The sequence below is a fragment of the Microtetraspora niveoalba genome, from assembly GCF_001570405.1.
In the GTDB taxonomy this organism is placed as follows: Bacteria; Actinomycetota; Actinomycetes; order Streptosporangiales; family Streptosporangiaceae; genus Microtetraspora; species Microtetraspora niveoalba.
In genome coordinates this window covers 64,323-79,782 of sequence record NZ_BBYM01000019.1, presented here as the reverse complement: position 1 = coordinate 79,782, position 15,460 = coordinate 64,323, and the positions used below count along the sequence as shown (strand labels likewise).

General features: G+C 72.7%; 12 protein-coding genes. 8 read left to right on the top strand and 4 right to left on the bottom strand.

The annotated features are described in order from the left end of the window. Positions 1-216: 216 nt before the first annotated feature. Positions 217-1,860 (bottom strand): AMP-binding protein, encoded by a 1,644-nt coding sequence (locus AWQ70_RS19745; protein ID WP_245647049.1) that lies wholly within the window; start codon positions 1,858-1,860, stop codon positions 217-219. Positions 1,861-2,181: 321 nt separating this feature from the next. Between AWQ70_RS19745 and AWQ70_RS19740 the strand changes: the two genes are divergently transcribed. The 7 genes from AWQ70_RS19740 (at position 2,182) to AWQ70_RS19715 (ending at position 9,230) form a co-directional block, all read left to right on the top strand. Continuing rightward, complete coding sequence (locus AWQ70_RS19740) at positions 2,182-2,676, top strand: hypothetical protein (RefSeq protein WP_067178159.1); 495 nt, start codon at positions 2,182-2,184, stop codon at positions 2,674-2,676. Between the two features lie 57 nt (positions 2,677-2,733). Beyond that, on the top strand, positions 2,734-2,865 hold the full coding sequence (locus tag AWQ70_RS42035; RefSeq protein WP_281197065.1) for an SPASM domain-containing protein: 132 nt from the start codon (positions 2,734-2,736) through the stop codon (positions 2,863-2,865). Between the two features lie 343 nt (positions 2,866-3,208). Beyond that, complete coding sequence (locus AWQ70_RS19735) at positions 3,209-4,837, top strand: ABC transporter substrate-binding protein (protein WP_067178158.1); 1,629 nt, start codon at positions 3,209-3,211, stop codon at positions 4,835-4,837. 210 nt (positions 4,838-5,047) lie between these two features. Beyond that, complete coding sequence (locus AWQ70_RS19730) at positions 5,048-6,001, top strand: ABC transporter permease (RefSeq protein WP_067178157.1); 954 nt, start codon at positions 5,048-5,050, stop codon at positions 5,999-6,001. Continuing rightward, positions 5,994-7,070, top strand: a complete 1,077-nt coding sequence (locus AWQ70_RS19725) for an ABC transporter permease (protein WP_067178154.1) — start codon at positions 5,994-5,996, stop codon at positions 7,068-7,070. The genes AWQ70_RS19730 and AWQ70_RS19725 overlap by 8 nt, the downstream gene beginning before the upstream one ends. 7 nt (positions 7,071-7,077) lie before the next feature. Then, a complete protein-coding gene (locus tag AWQ70_RS19720) occupies positions 7,078-8,229 on the top strand; it encodes an ABC transporter ATP-binding protein (RefSeq protein WP_084517439.1) in 1,152 nt (383 codons plus the stop codon). Then, entirely contained in the window at positions 8,229-9,230 is a 1,002-nt protein-coding gene (locus AWQ70_RS19715; protein WP_067178153.1) for an ABC transporter ATP-binding protein, read from the top strand. Before AWQ70_RS19720 ends, AWQ70_RS19715 begins: the two co-directional genes overlap by 1 nt. Positions 9,231-9,246: 16 nt before the next feature. On the opposite strand, the gene AWQ70_RS19710 is transcribed toward AWQ70_RS19715, so the two are convergent. Beyond that, positions 9,247-10,536, bottom strand: coding sequence for a S1 RNA-binding domain-containing protein (locus AWQ70_RS19710; protein WP_067178152.1), 1,290 nt, complete (start codon positions 10,534-10,536; stop codon positions 9,247-9,249). 178 nt (positions 10,537-10,714) lie between these two features. Here AWQ70_RS19710 and AWQ70_RS19705 point away from each other — a divergent pair, with 178 nt between their 5' ends. Next, on the top strand, positions 10,715-11,908 hold the full coding sequence (locus AWQ70_RS19705) for a response regulator (RefSeq protein WP_067178151.1): 1,194 nt from the start codon (positions 10,715-10,717) through the stop codon (positions 11,906-11,908). Positions 11,909-11,948: 40 nt separating this feature from the next. On the opposite strand, the gene AWQ70_RS19700 is transcribed toward AWQ70_RS19705, so the two are convergent. Together AWQ70_RS19700 and AWQ70_RS19695 are read right to left on the bottom strand one after the other, a co-directional pair. Beyond that, positions 11,949-14,453 carry a sensor histidine kinase gene (locus AWQ70_RS19700; RefSeq protein WP_067178150.1) on the bottom strand — a complete coding sequence of 835 codons (2,505 nt, stop codon included), beginning with the start codon at positions 14,451-14,453 and terminating at the stop codon, positions 11,949-11,951. Further along, the coding region (locus tag AWQ70_RS19695; RefSeq protein WP_169808707.1) for a hypothetical protein at positions 14,450-15,460 on the bottom strand (1,011 nt) is incomplete at its 5' end. The genes AWQ70_RS19695 and AWQ70_RS19700, both read right to left, overlap by 4 nt.

Below are 15,460 nucleotides of genomic sequence, written 5' to 3'. Positions count from 1 at the left end.
CTTTCCCGCCTATCGGGACAGTGCCCGAGGGGCCGGCCGCCGGGGCTGATCGCCGGGGCTGATCACCGGGCCGCGTGAGGACGACCATGCCCAGCTGAGACGGCCGTGCCGAGCTGACCGTGCCGAGCTGACCGTGCCGAGCTGACCGTGCCGAGCCAGGACGGCCGCGTCGCACGAGGACGGCCGCGCCGGGGCGGGAGGTCGGTCGCGGCGTGATCAGGGAGCCGTCTCCGAGGTGAGCGGCCGGTAGTCCAGGGCGGCGCCCCGCCGTACGAACACGGGGTCGGCGGTGTGCCACGCCTCGTCGCGCAGCGGCCGCTTGACGACCTTGCTGGTGGCGGTGCGGGGCAGCTCGCCGGTGATCCGGACGTACCGGGGCACCCACTTGGTGCCGAGGTCCGGCTGGCGGCCGAGGAAGCCGGCGAAGCGTTCCGGGTCGAAGTCGTGGCCGTCCGCGAGCACGACCGCCGCCATCACCTGGTCGCCCACGACGGGGTCGGGCACGGCGTAGACGGCGACGTCGGCGAACGCCTCGAAGCGGGCGAGCAGCCGCTCCACGGGGGCGGCGGCGAAGTTCTCCCCGTCCACGCGGAGCCAGTCGCTGTTGCGGCCCGCGAAGTACCAGAAACCCTCGGCGTCGCGGTAGGCGAGGTCGCCCGACCACACCCAGCCGTTCCGGATCCGCGCCGCCGTGGCCTCGGGGTTCTTGTAGTAGCCCTCGAACGCGGCGGCGCCGACGGTGTTGACGATCTCGCCGATGGCCCGGTCGGCGTTGAGGAGGGCGCCGGACTCGTCGAACTCCGCGCGCGGGCACTCCCGCAGCGTCTCCGGATCGACGACGATCGTGCCCGCCTCCGACACTCCCAGCGAGCCGGCCGGGGTCCCGGGAACACGGTTCAGCCGCACCTCGCCCTCACTCGACCCGTACGAGTCGATGACGGTGCAGCCGAACCGGCGGGCGAACTCCTCGATGTCGCGGTCGGCGGCCTCGTTGCCGAACGCGATGCGCAGCGGGTTGTCCGCGTCGTCGGGCTTCTCGGGGACGGCGAGGACGTAGTTGAGCGGCTTGCCGACGTAGTTGAAGAAGGTCACGCCGTACTTGCGGACGTCGGGCAGGAACGCGGACGCGGAGAACCTGCGCCGCAGCGCCACGCAGCCGCCCGAGGCGACGGCGGGCGCGATGCCCGCCATGATGGCGTTCGAGTGGAACATCGGCATCACGACGTAGAACACGTCGTCCGGGCCGAGGCCCCGGCGCTGCCGCTGCTGGAGGGCGATCCGGCCGAGTCTGCCCTGGCTGCAGATCACCGCCTTGGGCGCCGACGTGGTCCCCGAGGTGAAGATCAGCGAGAAGTACGTCTCCGGCGTGACCTCGCCCTCGTCGAGGGCCGCGGGCGTGACGCCGGCGAGGGTCTTCGCGTACCCGCCGGAGTCGGTGATCAGCACACGATCGCCGCAGTTCAGCGTGAGCCCGTCGAGCAGGCCGTGCCGTCCGGTCTCGGTGACGAGGATCTGGCAGTCGGTGAAGTCGATGTCGCCGGCCAGCTCCGGGCCGCGGCGGGTCGGGTTGACCCCGATCACGGTCGCCCCGGCCAGGGCGGCGCCGAGCAGCCAGAACAGGTGCTCGGGAGTGTTCTCCAGGAACAGGCCGACGTGGAAGGGGCCGGGCCGCCGCAGGTCGCGGGCGAGCCCGGCGCGCAGCCGGGCCTCCGCGACGACCTCCCGCCAGGTCCAGCTCCGGTCCTCGAATCGCAGGCCGGGCCGGTCGTCCTCCGCGCGTGCCGCGACCAGCTCGGCGAAGGTGACCGGACGGCCGGGGCGGTCGTCGGCGAGCAGGGGGCGGCTGACGTCCTCTGGCACTGGTCTCTCCTCGCGGATCGTCGTGGCGCGTGCGGCCGAATCGACGGCCGAAACAGGCCGAATAAGCCGAACTAGTCGATTACCAGTCCATATGTGATCTCGGGTGGCCGGCGTCCCGCTCAGTGGGATGTGCGCTCAGTGGGCGAGGCGAGGCGAGGCGAGACGGGGCGGGCGCCCGGCGGCGCCCCGAGATCTCGCTTTCGGGTCTTTCAGCCGTGAGATCAGGGACGACCGGCCCTTCGTCCGCGCCCGCCGGACGGCGAAGGCTCGAAGGGGACCGTACGACGGCCCCGTTTCTCCTGGCTGAAAGCGAGGGTACTGGTGAGAGATCTGCGTGGAACGGCGGCGACGCTGGTCGGCGCCGTCGGTGTCGCCACCGTGACCGGCGGGGCGCTCATGACGGCGCGGGGTCTGCGGGGCAGGGGCCAGATCCGGGACGAGCTCACGCGGCAGAAGATCACATTTCCGGACGAGGGCCTGCCCGAGGAGCTCGGCTCGCACGCCGGCCGGCGGGTGGAGAACGGCACGCAGGCGCGCGCGTTCGCCGACATGATCGGTGGCAACGTGCTCCGCGCCACCGGAGGGCGCACCTACTCGGAGGTCAGCGCGCAACTGCACGCCGCCGGAGGCGAGGACGAGATGCTCGCCTCCCTGCGCGAGACCGCGTTCATGGGGGAGACGCTGCGCGCCTCGCTCATGAGCGCGTACCAGGCCTGGCAGGTCACCTCGATGGCCGTCGGCCTGGGGGTGGCGCTCATGGGCGCCGGAGCCGCCTTCGTCACCGCCGGCGCGCTGCTGGCCCCGCCCCGGCCATGAGCGAGCGGACCTTCGACGGGCGGACGGCGAGCCCGCGGCGGGCCCGTCCCCTGCGCCATGTGCGCCGTCTGCGGCGGCTCGCGCTCCCGCGCCTACGCCGTGACCGGCGACGCGCTGGCGGAGGAGCCGTGGTGTTCCTACCGGCCGGGCGGCTTCCCCTTCCAGGAGGAGCTCGCGAACCTGCTGTAGGAGCACGCCGGCGGAGCACCCGCGCCGTACGCCGGGGAGGATCCGCGCGTCGTCCATGGTGAAATGCCGGCGGACGCGATCTGAAACCGGGATGAATCGCAGCCCGGAACTCCCGGTTCAGCCGAGCCTCGGCGAGGGTCATCGTCTTCGGGCGATGGGGAATCCGTCGTTTTCCTGCGGGCCGAATCGATGGCTGTTAAGTCGATTACCAGCCGGTATGTGATCTTGTGGGTGCCGTGTCCCGCTCAGTGGGACATGAGGGAACTAATAATGATCTGTCCTGATTCTCTCGCTTCCTGTCCGCCCGTATGTGCGTTTTCGGGTGGCTTATTGGAGGAAGCGTATGAAGCCTCGCACCAAGACGCGGTTGCGTCCGGCCGTCGGACTCCTCGTCGTCGCGGCCCTGGCCGCGGCGTGCGCGTCGTCCCCGGGAGGAGGCAAGGACTCCGCCGCCGGCAGGAGCGCCGCGCCGACCCCGTCCACGTACCAGGTCGGAATGATCGGTGACGACTCCGGCGGCGAGCCGGTCAAGGGCGGCACGCTGACGTTCGGCGCCTACGCCGAGGCCGCCGTGCTCGACCCCGCGCAGACCATCGTGGCCGGCTCCACCGGCGGCCTGGAGATGGCCGCGATCTACGACGTGCTCATGCGCTGGGACACCACGAGCGGAGAGGTGCGGCCGCAGCTCGCCAAGGGGCTCGAACCGAGCGACGGCTACAAGACCTGGACCCTCACGCTGCGCGACGGCGTCAAGTTCAGCGACGGCACGGCCCTCGACGCCGAGGCCGTCAAGTGGAGCCTCGACCGGTACGTCGAGAAGGGCGCCGACGAGGCGCGGCTCTGGAAGGACAACGTCACCTCCATCACGACCCCGGACGACTCGACCGTGGTCTTCAAGCTGGCCAAGAAGTGGCCCACGTTCCCGTACATGCTGACCACGGGGCCGGGCATGATCGTCGCCAGGTCGTCGGACGAGGGCGGCGCGTTCAAGCCCGTCGGGGCCGGGGCGTTCACCTTCGGCAGCTACGCCGCGCACGAGGAGACCGTGCTCAACGCCCGCGAGGACTACTGGGACGGCCGGCCGAACCTGGACAAGATCCGGGTCATCTACATGACCGACCCGAACGCGCTGCTGGACAGCTTCACGTCGGGGGGCGCCCAGGCCGCCTTCTTCCGCGACCCGCAGCTCATCGACAAGGCACTGGCCGCCGGGTTCCCCGGGTACATGAACATGGTCGCGCTGGGCAACGTCGGCGTCATCAACGCCTCCGAGGGCCGCCCGGGAGCCGACCCCCGCGTACGCCAGGCCATGTTCCAGGCGATCAAGCCCGAGGTGATCTACCAGCGTGCCTACAACGGTGCGGGCGTGGCCGGCACCGAGGTCTTCCCGGGCTTCTCGCGCTGGCACACCGCCGCCACGTCCCTGCCGTACGACCCGGACAAGGCCAGGGAGCTGCTCAAGCAGGCGAAGGCCGACGGCTTCGACGGGAAGGTCACCTACCTCGGCCGCCAGGACCCCTCCGCCCGCGCCACCGCGCTCGCGATCAAGTCGATGCTGGAGAGCGTCGGCTTCCAGGTCGAGCTGGACCTGGTCCGCTCCGTCGCCGACCAGATCACCAAGGTGTCGGTGAACAAGGACTACGACGTCGCCGGGTGGGGCATCAGCTGGCGCGAGGCCGGACCGTACGGGCGGATGTTCGCGACCCTGCACAGCAAGGGCAACCTCAGCGTCGGCATGCACACCGGCCCCGAGATGGACGCGCTGATCGACGAGTTCCAGGTCGCCGAGACCGAGGACGAGCAGCGGGCGGTCATGGGCCGGATCCAGGAGCAGTGGAACAAGGACGTCCCCGCCCTCGTCTACGGGCCGACCCCCGAGTTCCTCACCTGGCAGAAGAGCGTCCACGGAGTCGAGGGCACCGTGAACAGCATGATCCTTCTCGATGACGCCTGGATCGCCTCGGCCGGCTGACCCGGCCGGCTCACCCGGCCGGCCGGCCGGGTCGGCTGACAGGGAGGCGACGCGCCCGGCGACCAGGCCCGCCCCGTGACACGCGGGCCGTCCCGCCGGGCGCGGCTCCCGGCATGAACCCCGCGCGTGCGCCATGTCCGCGCCCGGCCTGCGGCGCGTGTGCGTGACGTGCGTGCGGCGAGGAAAGACGAGGAAAGGAGTGCGGCCGGCATGGCATGGAGCGTGCTGAAACGGCTGGCCGAGATCGCGGCGGTCCTGTTCGTCGTCAGCGTGGGCACCTTCGCGCTGGTGGACCTGACCCCCGGCGACCCCGCGATCACCGTGCTCGGCGAGGGGCACACGGCCGAGGAATACGCGGCGCTGCGCGACGAGATGGGGCTGAACGACCCGTTCCTGGTCAGGTATGGAAGCTGGCTCGGGTCGGCGCTCCACGGCGACCTGGGCACCTCGCTCATCCCGCCCAACAGCGACGTGACCGAACGCATCGCCGCGGCCCTCCCGGTCAGCGCGGAGGTGGCCGTCCTCGGGCTCGCCATGGCCCTCGTCGTCTCGATCCCGCTGGCGATGTGGTCGGCCTACCACGCCGACGGCCGGGTGGACCGGATCGTCGGCGCGGGCACCTTCGGCATCCTCTCGGTGCCGAGCTTCCTCGCCGGCCTGCTGATCATCATGGTCTTCTCGAACCAGCTCGGCTGGTTCCCCAGGGCCGAGTGGGTGCGGCTCGGCGAGAGCCTGGGCGACAACCTCCACCACGCGTTCCTGCCCGCGCTGACGATCGCGCTGGCCGAGACCGCGATGTTCACCCGGATCCTGCGCGGCGACCTGATCACCACGCTGCAGGAGGACTTCATCCTCGCCGCCAGGGCCAAGGGGATGTCCCCGGTGCGCGTGCTGTTCAGCGACGCGCTGCGGCCCTCGTCCTTCTCCCTGATCACGCTGCTGGGCATCAGCCTCGGACGGCTGATCGGCAGCACGGTCATCGTGGAGTACCTGTTCGCCCTTCCCGGCATGGGCACGCTGATCATCGGGTCGGCGGACAAGGGCGACTTCCCCATGGTGCAGGGCGCCGTGCTGGTCGTCGCGCTCATCTACGTCCTGGCCAACGCGTTGATCGACCTGTCGTACGGCTATCTCGACCCACGAATCAGGCGGGCGCATGTCTGACATCGTTGAGCTTCCAGACCCGGCGGGGAGCGGCCCGCGCCCCGCCGGGGACGCGCGCCGGCCCGCGACCCGGCACCTCTCACTGCCGGGGCTCGGCCTCGCCGTCCCGGGCATCGCCCTGGCCGCCCTCGCGCCGGCCGTGCTCCCCGCCCCCGGCTGGGTGGTCTTCCTGGCGTTCGCCGCCGGCCTCGCCCTCGCGTACGCGGGACTCGCGCGGCTCGGCCGGGGCGTCTTCGGCGGCTCCTTCGACCTCATGTTCTGGCTCTGCCTGGCGTGGCTGGTCGTCGTGGTGCTGGCCGCGATCCTGGCGCCGGTCCTGCCCCTCGGCGAGTACCGCGACATCGCGAAGACGATCGACGCGCCCGCGATGGCGCCGCCCTCGCTGTTCTCCGAGCACCCCCTCGGGACCAACAACTTCGGGCTCGACCTGCTGGCGCGCATCATCCACGGCGCCCGCGCCTCGCTGCTGGTCTCGATCGGCGCGGTCGCCATCGGCATGGTGGTCGGCGGCGGGATCGGCATCCTGGCCGGATATTTCCGGCGGCTCACCGACACCGTCACCGGCGTGTTCACCAACTCGCTGCTCGCCGTCCCGCCGCTGATCCTGCTGATCGCGCTCGGCACCGTGCTGGAGCCGAACCTGCGCAACATCGCGATCGCCCTGTCGCTGCTCGCCCTGCCCAGCATGATCCGGATGGCCCGGGCGAGCACGCTGACCTTCGCCCAGCGGGAGTTCGTGCTCGCGGCCAAGGCGATGGGCGCCTCGCGGTGGCGGGTCATGGGCCGGGAGTTGCTGCCCAACGTGCTGCTGCCCCTCGCGTCGTACGGCATGGTCATCGTGTCGGTGCTGATCGTGGCCGAGGCGTCGCTGAGCTTCCTCGGCCTCGGCATCCAGCCGCCGGACCCGTCCTGGGGGAACATGATCGCCGAAGGCGAGGGCAACGCCTTCCAGGACTATCCGCACATCGTGCTCGTTCCCGGCGTCACGCTCTTCCTGACCGTCTTCGCGTTCAACCTGATCGGGGAGAAGGCGAGGAAGCGGTGGGATCCCCGTCAGGCGAAGCTCTAGGAGTGCCATGAGTCAGCGCCACCACACCTCGGGCCACCACACCTCGGGCCACCACACCTCGGGCCACCGCGCTCCGGACGCCGGACGGGCCCCGCTGCTGGTCGTCGACGACCTGCGCACCGAGATCCACACCCCGCGCGGGGACATGAAGGCGGTGGACGGCGTCTCCCTCACGCTCGACGCGGGGGAGACCCTCGGCATCGTCGGCGAGTCCGGATCGGGCAAGTCCGTGCTCGGCCGTACGATCATGGGCCTCTACACCACCGGCTCCACCATGACGGTCTCCGGCCGGGTGCTCGTGGACGGCGCCGACGTCCACGCCCTCACCGCCGCCGCGCGGCGCGAGTTGTGGGGGACCGGCGTCGGCATGGTCTTCCAGGACCCGATGACCGCGCTCAACCCGGTCAAGAAGATCGGCCTCCACCTGACCGAGAGCCTGCGCGGGCACGGCGGGCTCTCCCGGGCCGCCGCCCGCGCCCGCGCCGAGGAACTGCTGCGCCTGGTGGGCATCCCCGAGCCCGCGCGCCGGCTCGACCAGTACCCGCACGAGCTGTCCGGCGGGATGCGGCAGCGCGTGGTCATCGCCATGGCGCTCGCCAACTCCCCCAAGCTGCTCATCGCCGACGAGCCGACCACCGCGCTCGACGTGACCGTGCAGAAGCAGATCCTCGACCTGCTCGGGCGGCTCCAGGACGAGCTCGGCATGGCGATCATCCTGGTCAGCCACAACCTCCAGGTCGTCGCCGGGCGCGCCGACCGGGTCGCCGTGATGTACGCCGGACGGATCGTGGAGCTCGCCGCGGCGGACGCCCTGTTCGCCGCCCCGCGTCATCCGTACACGGAGGCGCTGCTGGCGTCGGTCCCGCGCCTGCACCACCCGCCGCACTCGCGGCTGGAGGCGATCGGCGGCGCGCCGCCGGACATGGTCGCGCCCCCGCCCGGGTGCCGCTTCGCGCCGCGCTGCCGGTACGCGCGGGAGGACTGCCGGCAGGCGTCACCGGTGCTCGGCCCAGAGCCCGGCCCGGGGGGCGGACCGGAGAACGGCCCAGGGAACGGCCGGGAGGCCGCGCGCGTGTCCGGCTCCGAGCCCGGCGGCGAGGGGGCCCGCGTTTTCGCCTGCCACCATCCCGTCCGTCCCGTCACCGCAGGAGGCTCCTGATGGCCGGCACCGGCACCGCCCACATGCGCTCCGGCCAGGACCGCGTCCTGGTCGTCGACGACCTCGTCGTACGGTTCCCGGCCGGGCGCGGGCAGACGGTGCACGCGGTCTCCGGGGTGAGCTTCGACCTGCTCGACGGCGAGACCCTGGGCATCCTGGGCGAGTCCGGGTGCGGCAAGTCCAGCGCCGGACGCGCCGTGATGCAGCTCCCGCCGCCCACGTCGGGCTCCGTGCTGCTGGACGGGACCGAGCTGACCGGACTGCCGCCGAGGGCGTTGCGCACCCGGCGCAGGAAGATGCAGATGATCCTGCAGGACCCGGTCTCCTCGCTGAACCCGCGCCGCAGGGTCAAGGACCTCGTCGCCGAGGGCCTGTCGATCTGGGGCACCCGGCCGAGCCGGGACCAGGTCGAGTCGATGATCGCGTCGGTCGGGCTCGACCCGGCCGTCGTGTGGGACCGGCGGCCGCACGAGTTGTCCGGCGGGCAGTGCCAGCGGATCTGCATCGCCCGCGCGCTCATGCTCGACCCCCGGGTGCTGATCTGCGACGAGCCCGTCTCCAGCCTCGACGTCTCCGTGCAGGCCCAGATCCTCAACCTGCTGGAGGAGACCAAGACGCGCTACGGCCTGAGCATGGTCTTCATCGCGCACGACCTCGCCGTGGTGAAGAACATCAGCGACCGGATCATGGTGATGTACCTCGGCAAGGTGTGCGAGGTCACGCCGTCGGCCGGGCTCGCCGCCTCGGCCCTGCATCCGTACACGCGGCTGCTGCTCGCCTCGGTGCCCGAGGCCGACCTCGGCGCGGGGACCGCCGACCGGCCCGCGCCCGGCGTCGCCGGGGACGGGACCGTCGAGCTGCCGTCGCCGCTGAACCCGCCCAGCGGGTGCCGGTTCCGCACCCGCTGTCCGCTGGCCACCGCGCGCTGCGCCGAGGAGGAGCCGCTGCTGCGCGAGGTCGGCGACGGCCACCACCTCGCCTGCCACAACGCGGGAATCTGACGACGGCGGAGGTTGATCAGGCGGCGTCGGCCGCGGCCTCCTCGGGGATGTCGCGGACGGTCACGCGGTCGCGGACCGGGTCGACCCCGACCACCTCGACGTAGATCAGCTCGCCGATCTCGATCTCGTTCCGGTTGAGGTCGGCGCGGAGCTCGGCGGACATCCGGCTGCAGTGGAGCATCACCGGGCGCTCGCGGCCGGGCACCTTCAGGAGGACGTAGCCGCCGGAGCGGCCGTTCTCCGGCTCGGCCTTGGTGACCTCGCCGTCCAGGCGCTCGCCGACCCGCGGCCCGCTCACCGTGTCCCGGCGCTCCGGGGAGGCGGACGGCCTGCCCGCGGGGCGGTGCCGCCCCGCCCCGACCGGCGCGAGCAGGATGTTGCGCCTCTCGGCGTCGATCCGGTCGACCATGACCTCCATCTCCGTGCCGACCCCGACGGCCGGCAGGTCGGCGAGGAAGTACGCGGGGACCCTCCCGTTCACGCCGTGCGCGACCCGCACGAAGGCGCCCACCCCGGGGACGACGTTGCACACCTGGCCGGTGAAGACCCGCCCGGGGGCGTAGTCCCTGGTCAGCGCGGGCCACGGGTTCTGCCTGCCGGCCAGCAGGGTGTAGCGCTGGCCGCCCTCGGCGTCGGTGGCGAAGGCGCCGCTGAGGCGCTCGCCGACCGAGAACCTGCGCCGCATGTCGGGGAGGATCCGCGCGTAGTCCACGTCCGTGGCGGCGAGCACGCCGAGCCGCCCGCCCTCGGTGGTCACGACGACCAGGTCCTCGGTCACGTTGAGCACGGTGGCCGGGGCCGGCACGGTGCCGCCGGTCGGCATCGGGACCAGCTTCATCTCGACGTTCGGCTCCCTGCGCAGCGCGAGGAGCTGGTTCCGCAGCTCCGTGCGCATCTTCGTGATGCTGCGCCAGTCGTCGTCGTAGCGGATGTACCGCAGGCCGCGGACGTTGCTGGGGATGTCGGCCTCGTCCTGCGTGAGGTAGACCATCTTCTTGTTGAGCATCCGGCACTGGCCGTACTCCAGCATCACGTTCGCGCACCGGGTGGAGAAGTCGACGAGGACGATCTCGGCCTCCTGCATGCCGCGCCAGATGCTCTCGTCGACCGTGCCCGCGCCGTAGATCGAGTCCGCCCGGACCGGCGTCAGGCCGATCTCGGTGATGATCTCGCTGTAGACGTCGCGGTAGAAGTCGTCGAAGTTGAAGGCCGGATCCCCGTGGCACGCCTTCACGCCGTACGGCATGGCGACGAAGACGTTCCCCTGGACCATTTCCCGGTCCCTCGTGAGCCCCTTCTCGTTCATGTGCTTTGCCCTCTTTCCTGGTTGCGGCCTCCTGACAGGCCCATACGCAGATGGTGGCTCCGGCGGGCTGAAATAGCAGCGGACGTGTCCTGAAAGCGGGATGAATCGCAGCTCGGGGCTCCCGGTCGATTTCACCGCCATTTCAGCGGATATTCCCGGCCTGTTTTACTGTGGGAATGTGGATCAGGTCCCATCGGTCGAAATCGCCGTACTCGGTGAGATCAACGTTCGCGTCGGCGGAGAGGTGGTCGCGCTCGCCGGCCGGCCCGCCGCCGTCCTGCTCCTCCTCGCCCTCGCGGGCCGCCCCGTTCCCCGCCGCGACCTCTGGGAGAGCCTCAAACAGGGCAAGGGCATCAAGGAGCAGACGGTCGAGAAGCACGCCAGCGATCTCAAGACGAAGTTCGGGGTGCCGGTCGAGTCGCTGAGAAGCGGCGGCCGGCTCTGCTACCGGCTCGATCCCGCCCGCTGCCGGGTGGACGCGATCCGGTTCGTGGAGGGCGTGCAAGGGCTCCGGGACACGGGGCCCGGGCGGATCGACGAACTGATGGGCCTGTGGCGGGCGGATCCGCGCGAGATCCACCCCGGCGTCGCCGCGCACTGGTGGCGCCCCCTCATCGAGGCGCGGGACACCCTCGTCCGGCACGTCCTCGCGATGGACCCGGCCGCGCGCGCGGCCCTCGACCGGCTGGGCGCCTTCACGGCCTGCTTCCCGCACGACCCGATCGTCGACCGGATCAGGCCGGGAGGCCGCAAGCGCCTGTTGATCGTGGACGACGACGTGGAGGTCGGCCGGGACATCCACAGGTTGCTCAGGCCGTACTACGACTGCACCCTGCTCACCGGGGAGGACGTGCTGGAGCAGTGGGAGCGGATGATCGACGACCCCCGGCTGCACACGTTCGACGGCGCGCTGATCGACCTCCACCTGACCGGCACCCTGAACGACCGGAGGGGGTACGTCATCGCCGCGCACCTGCGCGACTTCACCGACGTCCCGGCCGCGCTGGTCACCGCGAACGCGACCGACGTCAGCCACCGTCGCCAGCAGGCCACGATGGAGGAGTACCGCCTGGTCGACATCGTGCCCAAGACCAACCCGGCCTGGCACGAGGGCGTTCGCGAGGCCGCCAGGCTGCTGACGGACGAGGACGAGACCGCACGGCGCAAGCGCCTGGAGGTCTTCCTGGCGTCGGCGTGGCGGGAGGTCCGCAGGCGCCGGGAGAGCCTGCCGGACGGCAGTGTCGGGGCCGGGCGGCTGGCCGGGGCGGGGGCGAAGTACCAGGAGGCCGACCACGAGGTCCGCTACGGCGCCTTCGACGTCGCCGAGCGCCTCGTGAGACGGTTCCGGCACGAGTGGCGGATGCACCCCTGAGCCCGGCCGCCGCGCCGCCGCGCCCGGGACGCCGGGCGGGTCACGTCCCGGACGGGGGAGCGGCCGAGGCGGCGGACGGGGGAGCGGACGGGGGAGCGGTCAGCGGAAGCGTCACCCGCAGGTGGGCGCCGCCCAGGGCGGCGGACCTGCCCGCGATCTCCAGCCGCCCGCGGAAGGCGCGGAACCACGACCGGGCGGTGCGGAACCCGACTCCGCTGCCGCCGTGGGTGCTGAACCGGTCCCCGCGCGCCAGCCGCTCCTGGTCCTCCGCTGAGAGCCCGACGCCGGAGTCCTCGACATCGATCACGCACAGGTCCGGGGCGTCCGCCCGGACGGCGACCGTCACCCTGATCGTGCCGAACTCGCGCCCCGTCTCCCGTACGGCCAGCCGGGCGTTGTCGAACAGGTTGAAGAAGCACTCGCCGAGCAGCCAGGGGTTCGCGTGGACGAACATCCCGTCACCGCCGGTGAGCTCGCACCGGAGCATGCCCTCGCTGTCGCCCTGTGCCACGCTCAGCGGGTTCCTCAGGATCTCGGTCAGCCGGCACGGCCGCTCCGGGGCCGTCGCCCTGGCGTACAGCTCGTGGATGGACGGCAGCGAGTCGACCACGCTCAGCGCCTGCTCGGCGCGGCCGTCTTCCAGCGCGCTCCTGAGCACCGCGCGCCTGCCGTTCATCTTGTGCCCGATCATGCGGACGATCCGGTCCCCGACACCGGCGATGCGGCGCGCGGCGGTGTCACGGTAGTCCTCGTAGACGTCCCTCGCGGCGAGCACCGCCTGATCGCGCGGCACGTGGCCGGGCCGCCTCTCGGCGAGCAGCCTGCGGATCCCGTTCTGCGGGAGCCGGAGGCGCCCGCCCGGCGCCCTCTCGAACAGCCCCGCCCGTACGAGGGACTCGGCGGCGCCGGGCAGCTCCGACTCGGCGACGACCTCCGCCACCTCGGCCTCGGTGATCGACCTGAGGCCCTGGCACAGGTCGCCGAGCGTGAACTCGTCGTCGTCGAAGTCGGCCGCGGTCCACAGCAGGGCCATCGCGACGCGGTCGCCGGCGTGCGGGGCGAGCAGTTCCGCGGCCGCGGCGGTCCGCCACGCGTCGCGTTCGCGCAGCTCGTTGAGCAGGGCCAGGTCCAGCGTCATCGCGCGCGGCCGATCGTGCCGGGGCTCCGGCAGCGCCTCGTTCAGCAACCCGCGCAGGACGGCGGGGCTGCCGCCCGTCTCGTAGCGCACCGCGTCCACCGTCACGCCGTCCGCCGAGACGCCGAGCAGGTGGAGCAGCCAGGAGAGGTGGTGCCGCCGCGAGTGCCGGGCCGCCTCGCGCCAGTTCATGACCTGGTCGGGGGACAGGCGGGCGCAGACCGCGCGCAGCAGGTTGACCAGCCGCACCGGCGGCTCCACCCGCCGCCCGTCGAGCGGTGCGGCGAGCCGCAGGAGGAAGGCGGCGTCGAGCATGGCGACGCCGCGCGTCGACGCCCGGTCAGCGATCACGTGGTGCCCGCGTACGGACGGGGAGATCCACAGCAGCGGGCCGTCGTCGCACGGCGGCGGGCCGTGGGGGCGGCGCGGGTTCGAGACCCAGGTGGCCAGCCCGCGCCTGCCGAGGAAGGACAGGCACGGCAGGCGCGGGTTGTCCGGAAGGCTGATCCTGGTCATGACCCCGTGTCCGGCGTCGTCCAGCTCCAGCCAGGGGTGGTCGGTGCCGAGGAGCTCGTGCAGGGCGCCGAGCAGCGCGCCCGCGCTGTCCCGGTTCACGTCCCGCGCCGCGTCGCGCAGGGCGCCGAGCAGCGCCCACGCCGCCGCGTCGTCCTCCGCCGGACGCCAGACGGCGAACCCCGGAGGGCACGGCGCGGCCGGGTCGAAGTACCACGACATGATCGTTTCGAGGTCGTCCTCGTCGTACGGCCAGGCCTCCCTGAGCCGGGGCACCAGCCGCGGCTCCGTGTCCGCGTGACGGTGGAGGGGGCCGTCGCCGATGAGCGCCCGCGCCGTCTCGAACTCCCTGGCCTGGACGCACGCCTCGGACGACTCCATCCACGCCCGGACCGCGCGGTCCCGCTGGTCGAGGCCGGCGGCTCGCGCCGCGAGGGACCGGCGCAGCTCCCGCGTCGCCTCCTCCTCCAGCGCGCGCACGGTCGCGTCCAGCTCGCCGAGCATGGCCTCGGCGTCCCCGAGCCGCCGCCACGCCGCCTCGGTCAGGCCGCGCACGTCCGCCTCCAGCGGGACGCCCGCGCCCGCCGCCCTGCGCCTCAGCGCCGCGACGTCATGGTCGATCCGGACCGCCGCCGAGGCGCGGGCCCGGTCCAGCCGGTCGGCGATCTCCTTGGCGGCCGACGCGGCGAGCCGCGCCCTCTGGTGCAGCTCCTCCGCGGTCGCGAACTCGCCGCCCGCGATCAGGCGTCCGGCGCTCTCCTCGACGGTGAGCGGGTCGGCCAGGCCGCGAAGGAGCAACCCGGCCAGGTCGGGCCGGTCCTCGTCCCGCGTCAGGGCCGCGGCCAGGTCGGGATGGCGCCACAGGCCCGGCCAGTCCCGCACCACGTCGTCGATCACTGATGCTCCTCCTGCTCGGTGCCCGCGAACAGCCGGTCCAGGTCCACGAGGACCGCGGCCACGACCGGCCCGGCCGTGGGGTCGAGCCGATCAGCCTCAGCGGCCAGGTCCGCCCGCATCGCGTGGAAGCCGTCGGCGAGCGCGCGGGCGGCGTCGAGCAGCGCGGGCCGGTGGCGCAGCCGGTGCTCCTCGGCGGCGAGGCCGGTCAGACGCCGGACGGACGACACGACCTTCGCCAGCCGGCCCAGGTACTTGCCCCGGTACATGCCCATGAGCAGATCGGAACGTTGTGAGACCTCGCGCCACTTCTCGTCGACCAGCCCGCCCACCAGCTCCTCGGGGTCGTGCCCGCCGGGGAAGGAGGTCGCGACGAGGTTCCGCAGCCCGGCCACGTCCCGCCGGGCCGCCGCGTCGCCCAGCATGCCGAAGATCCCGCTGTCCTTGAACAGCGCGGCGTGCGTGCGCTTCGCGCCGTCGATGTCCACCGGCACCGGACGGGACTGCTCCAGCGCCAGGTCCACGGCCTCCCACGCCGCGACGAGCCCGTGCCGCCGGCGGCGCTCGCCCGCGATGGCGTTCAGCAGGTCGGCGGCCTCGGTGCCGAACGTCCGCGCGTGATAGTCCGCCGCCAGGTCGCCGAGCTTCGCCCACGGACCCGACACCGACGGGGCCAGCAGCTCCACGGCGTCGCGCCCGTCGGAGGAACCGCGGACCAGGGTCTCCGCGACCGCGACCGCGAGCAGGGCGGCCGGCTCGTCGTGGCCGAGCCCGGGGTCCAGGACCGCGTTGACCAGCGCCTCCGCGCTGTGTCCGGTGTCCCTGGCGGCGACCGCCACCGCGAGGGGCGGGCGCGGCCGCCACGTCTCGTCCCCGTCGGCGCAGCGCAGTACGGCCGCCTCCACGAACGCCCCGGAGCGCCACAGATCCGTGACCAGGCGGCGGCGCCACCGCCGCGGCGTCTCGGGAGGCGCGCCTTCGGTGTGCCGGCTCAGGCAGGCGGCGACGGC

What these genes read in the sequence shown, in the direction of transcription:
- AWQ70_RS42035 (WP_281197065.1), top strand. Translation starts at nt 2,734, where the DNA reads ATGTGCGCCGTCTGCGGCGGCTCGCGCTCCCGCGCCTACGCCGTGACC.
- AWQ70_RS19735 (WP_067178158.1), top strand. Translation starts at nt 3,209, where the DNA reads ATGAAGCCTCGCACCAAGACGCGGTTGCGTCCGGCCGTCGGACTCCTC.
- AWQ70_RS19730 (WP_067178157.1), top strand. Translation starts at nt 5,048, where the DNA reads ATGGCATGGAGCGTGCTGAAACGGCTGGCCGAGATCGCGGCGGTCCTG.
- AWQ70_RS19725 (WP_067178154.1), top strand. Translation starts at nt 5,994, where the DNA reads ATGTCTGACATCGTTGAGCTTCCAGACCCGGCGGGGAGCGGCCCGCGC.
- AWQ70_RS19720 (WP_084517439.1), top strand. Translation starts at nt 7,078, where the DNA reads ATGAGTCAGCGCCACCACACCTCGGGCCACCACACCTCGGGCCACCAC.
- AWQ70_RS19715 (WP_067178153.1), top strand. Translation starts at nt 8,229, where the DNA reads ATGGCCGGCACCGGCACCGCCCACATGCGCTCCGGCCAGGACCGCGTC.
- AWQ70_RS19710 (WP_067178152.1), bottom strand. Translation starts at nt 10,536, where the DNA reads ATGAACGAGAAGGGGCTCACGAGGGACCGGGAAATGGTCCAGGGGAAC.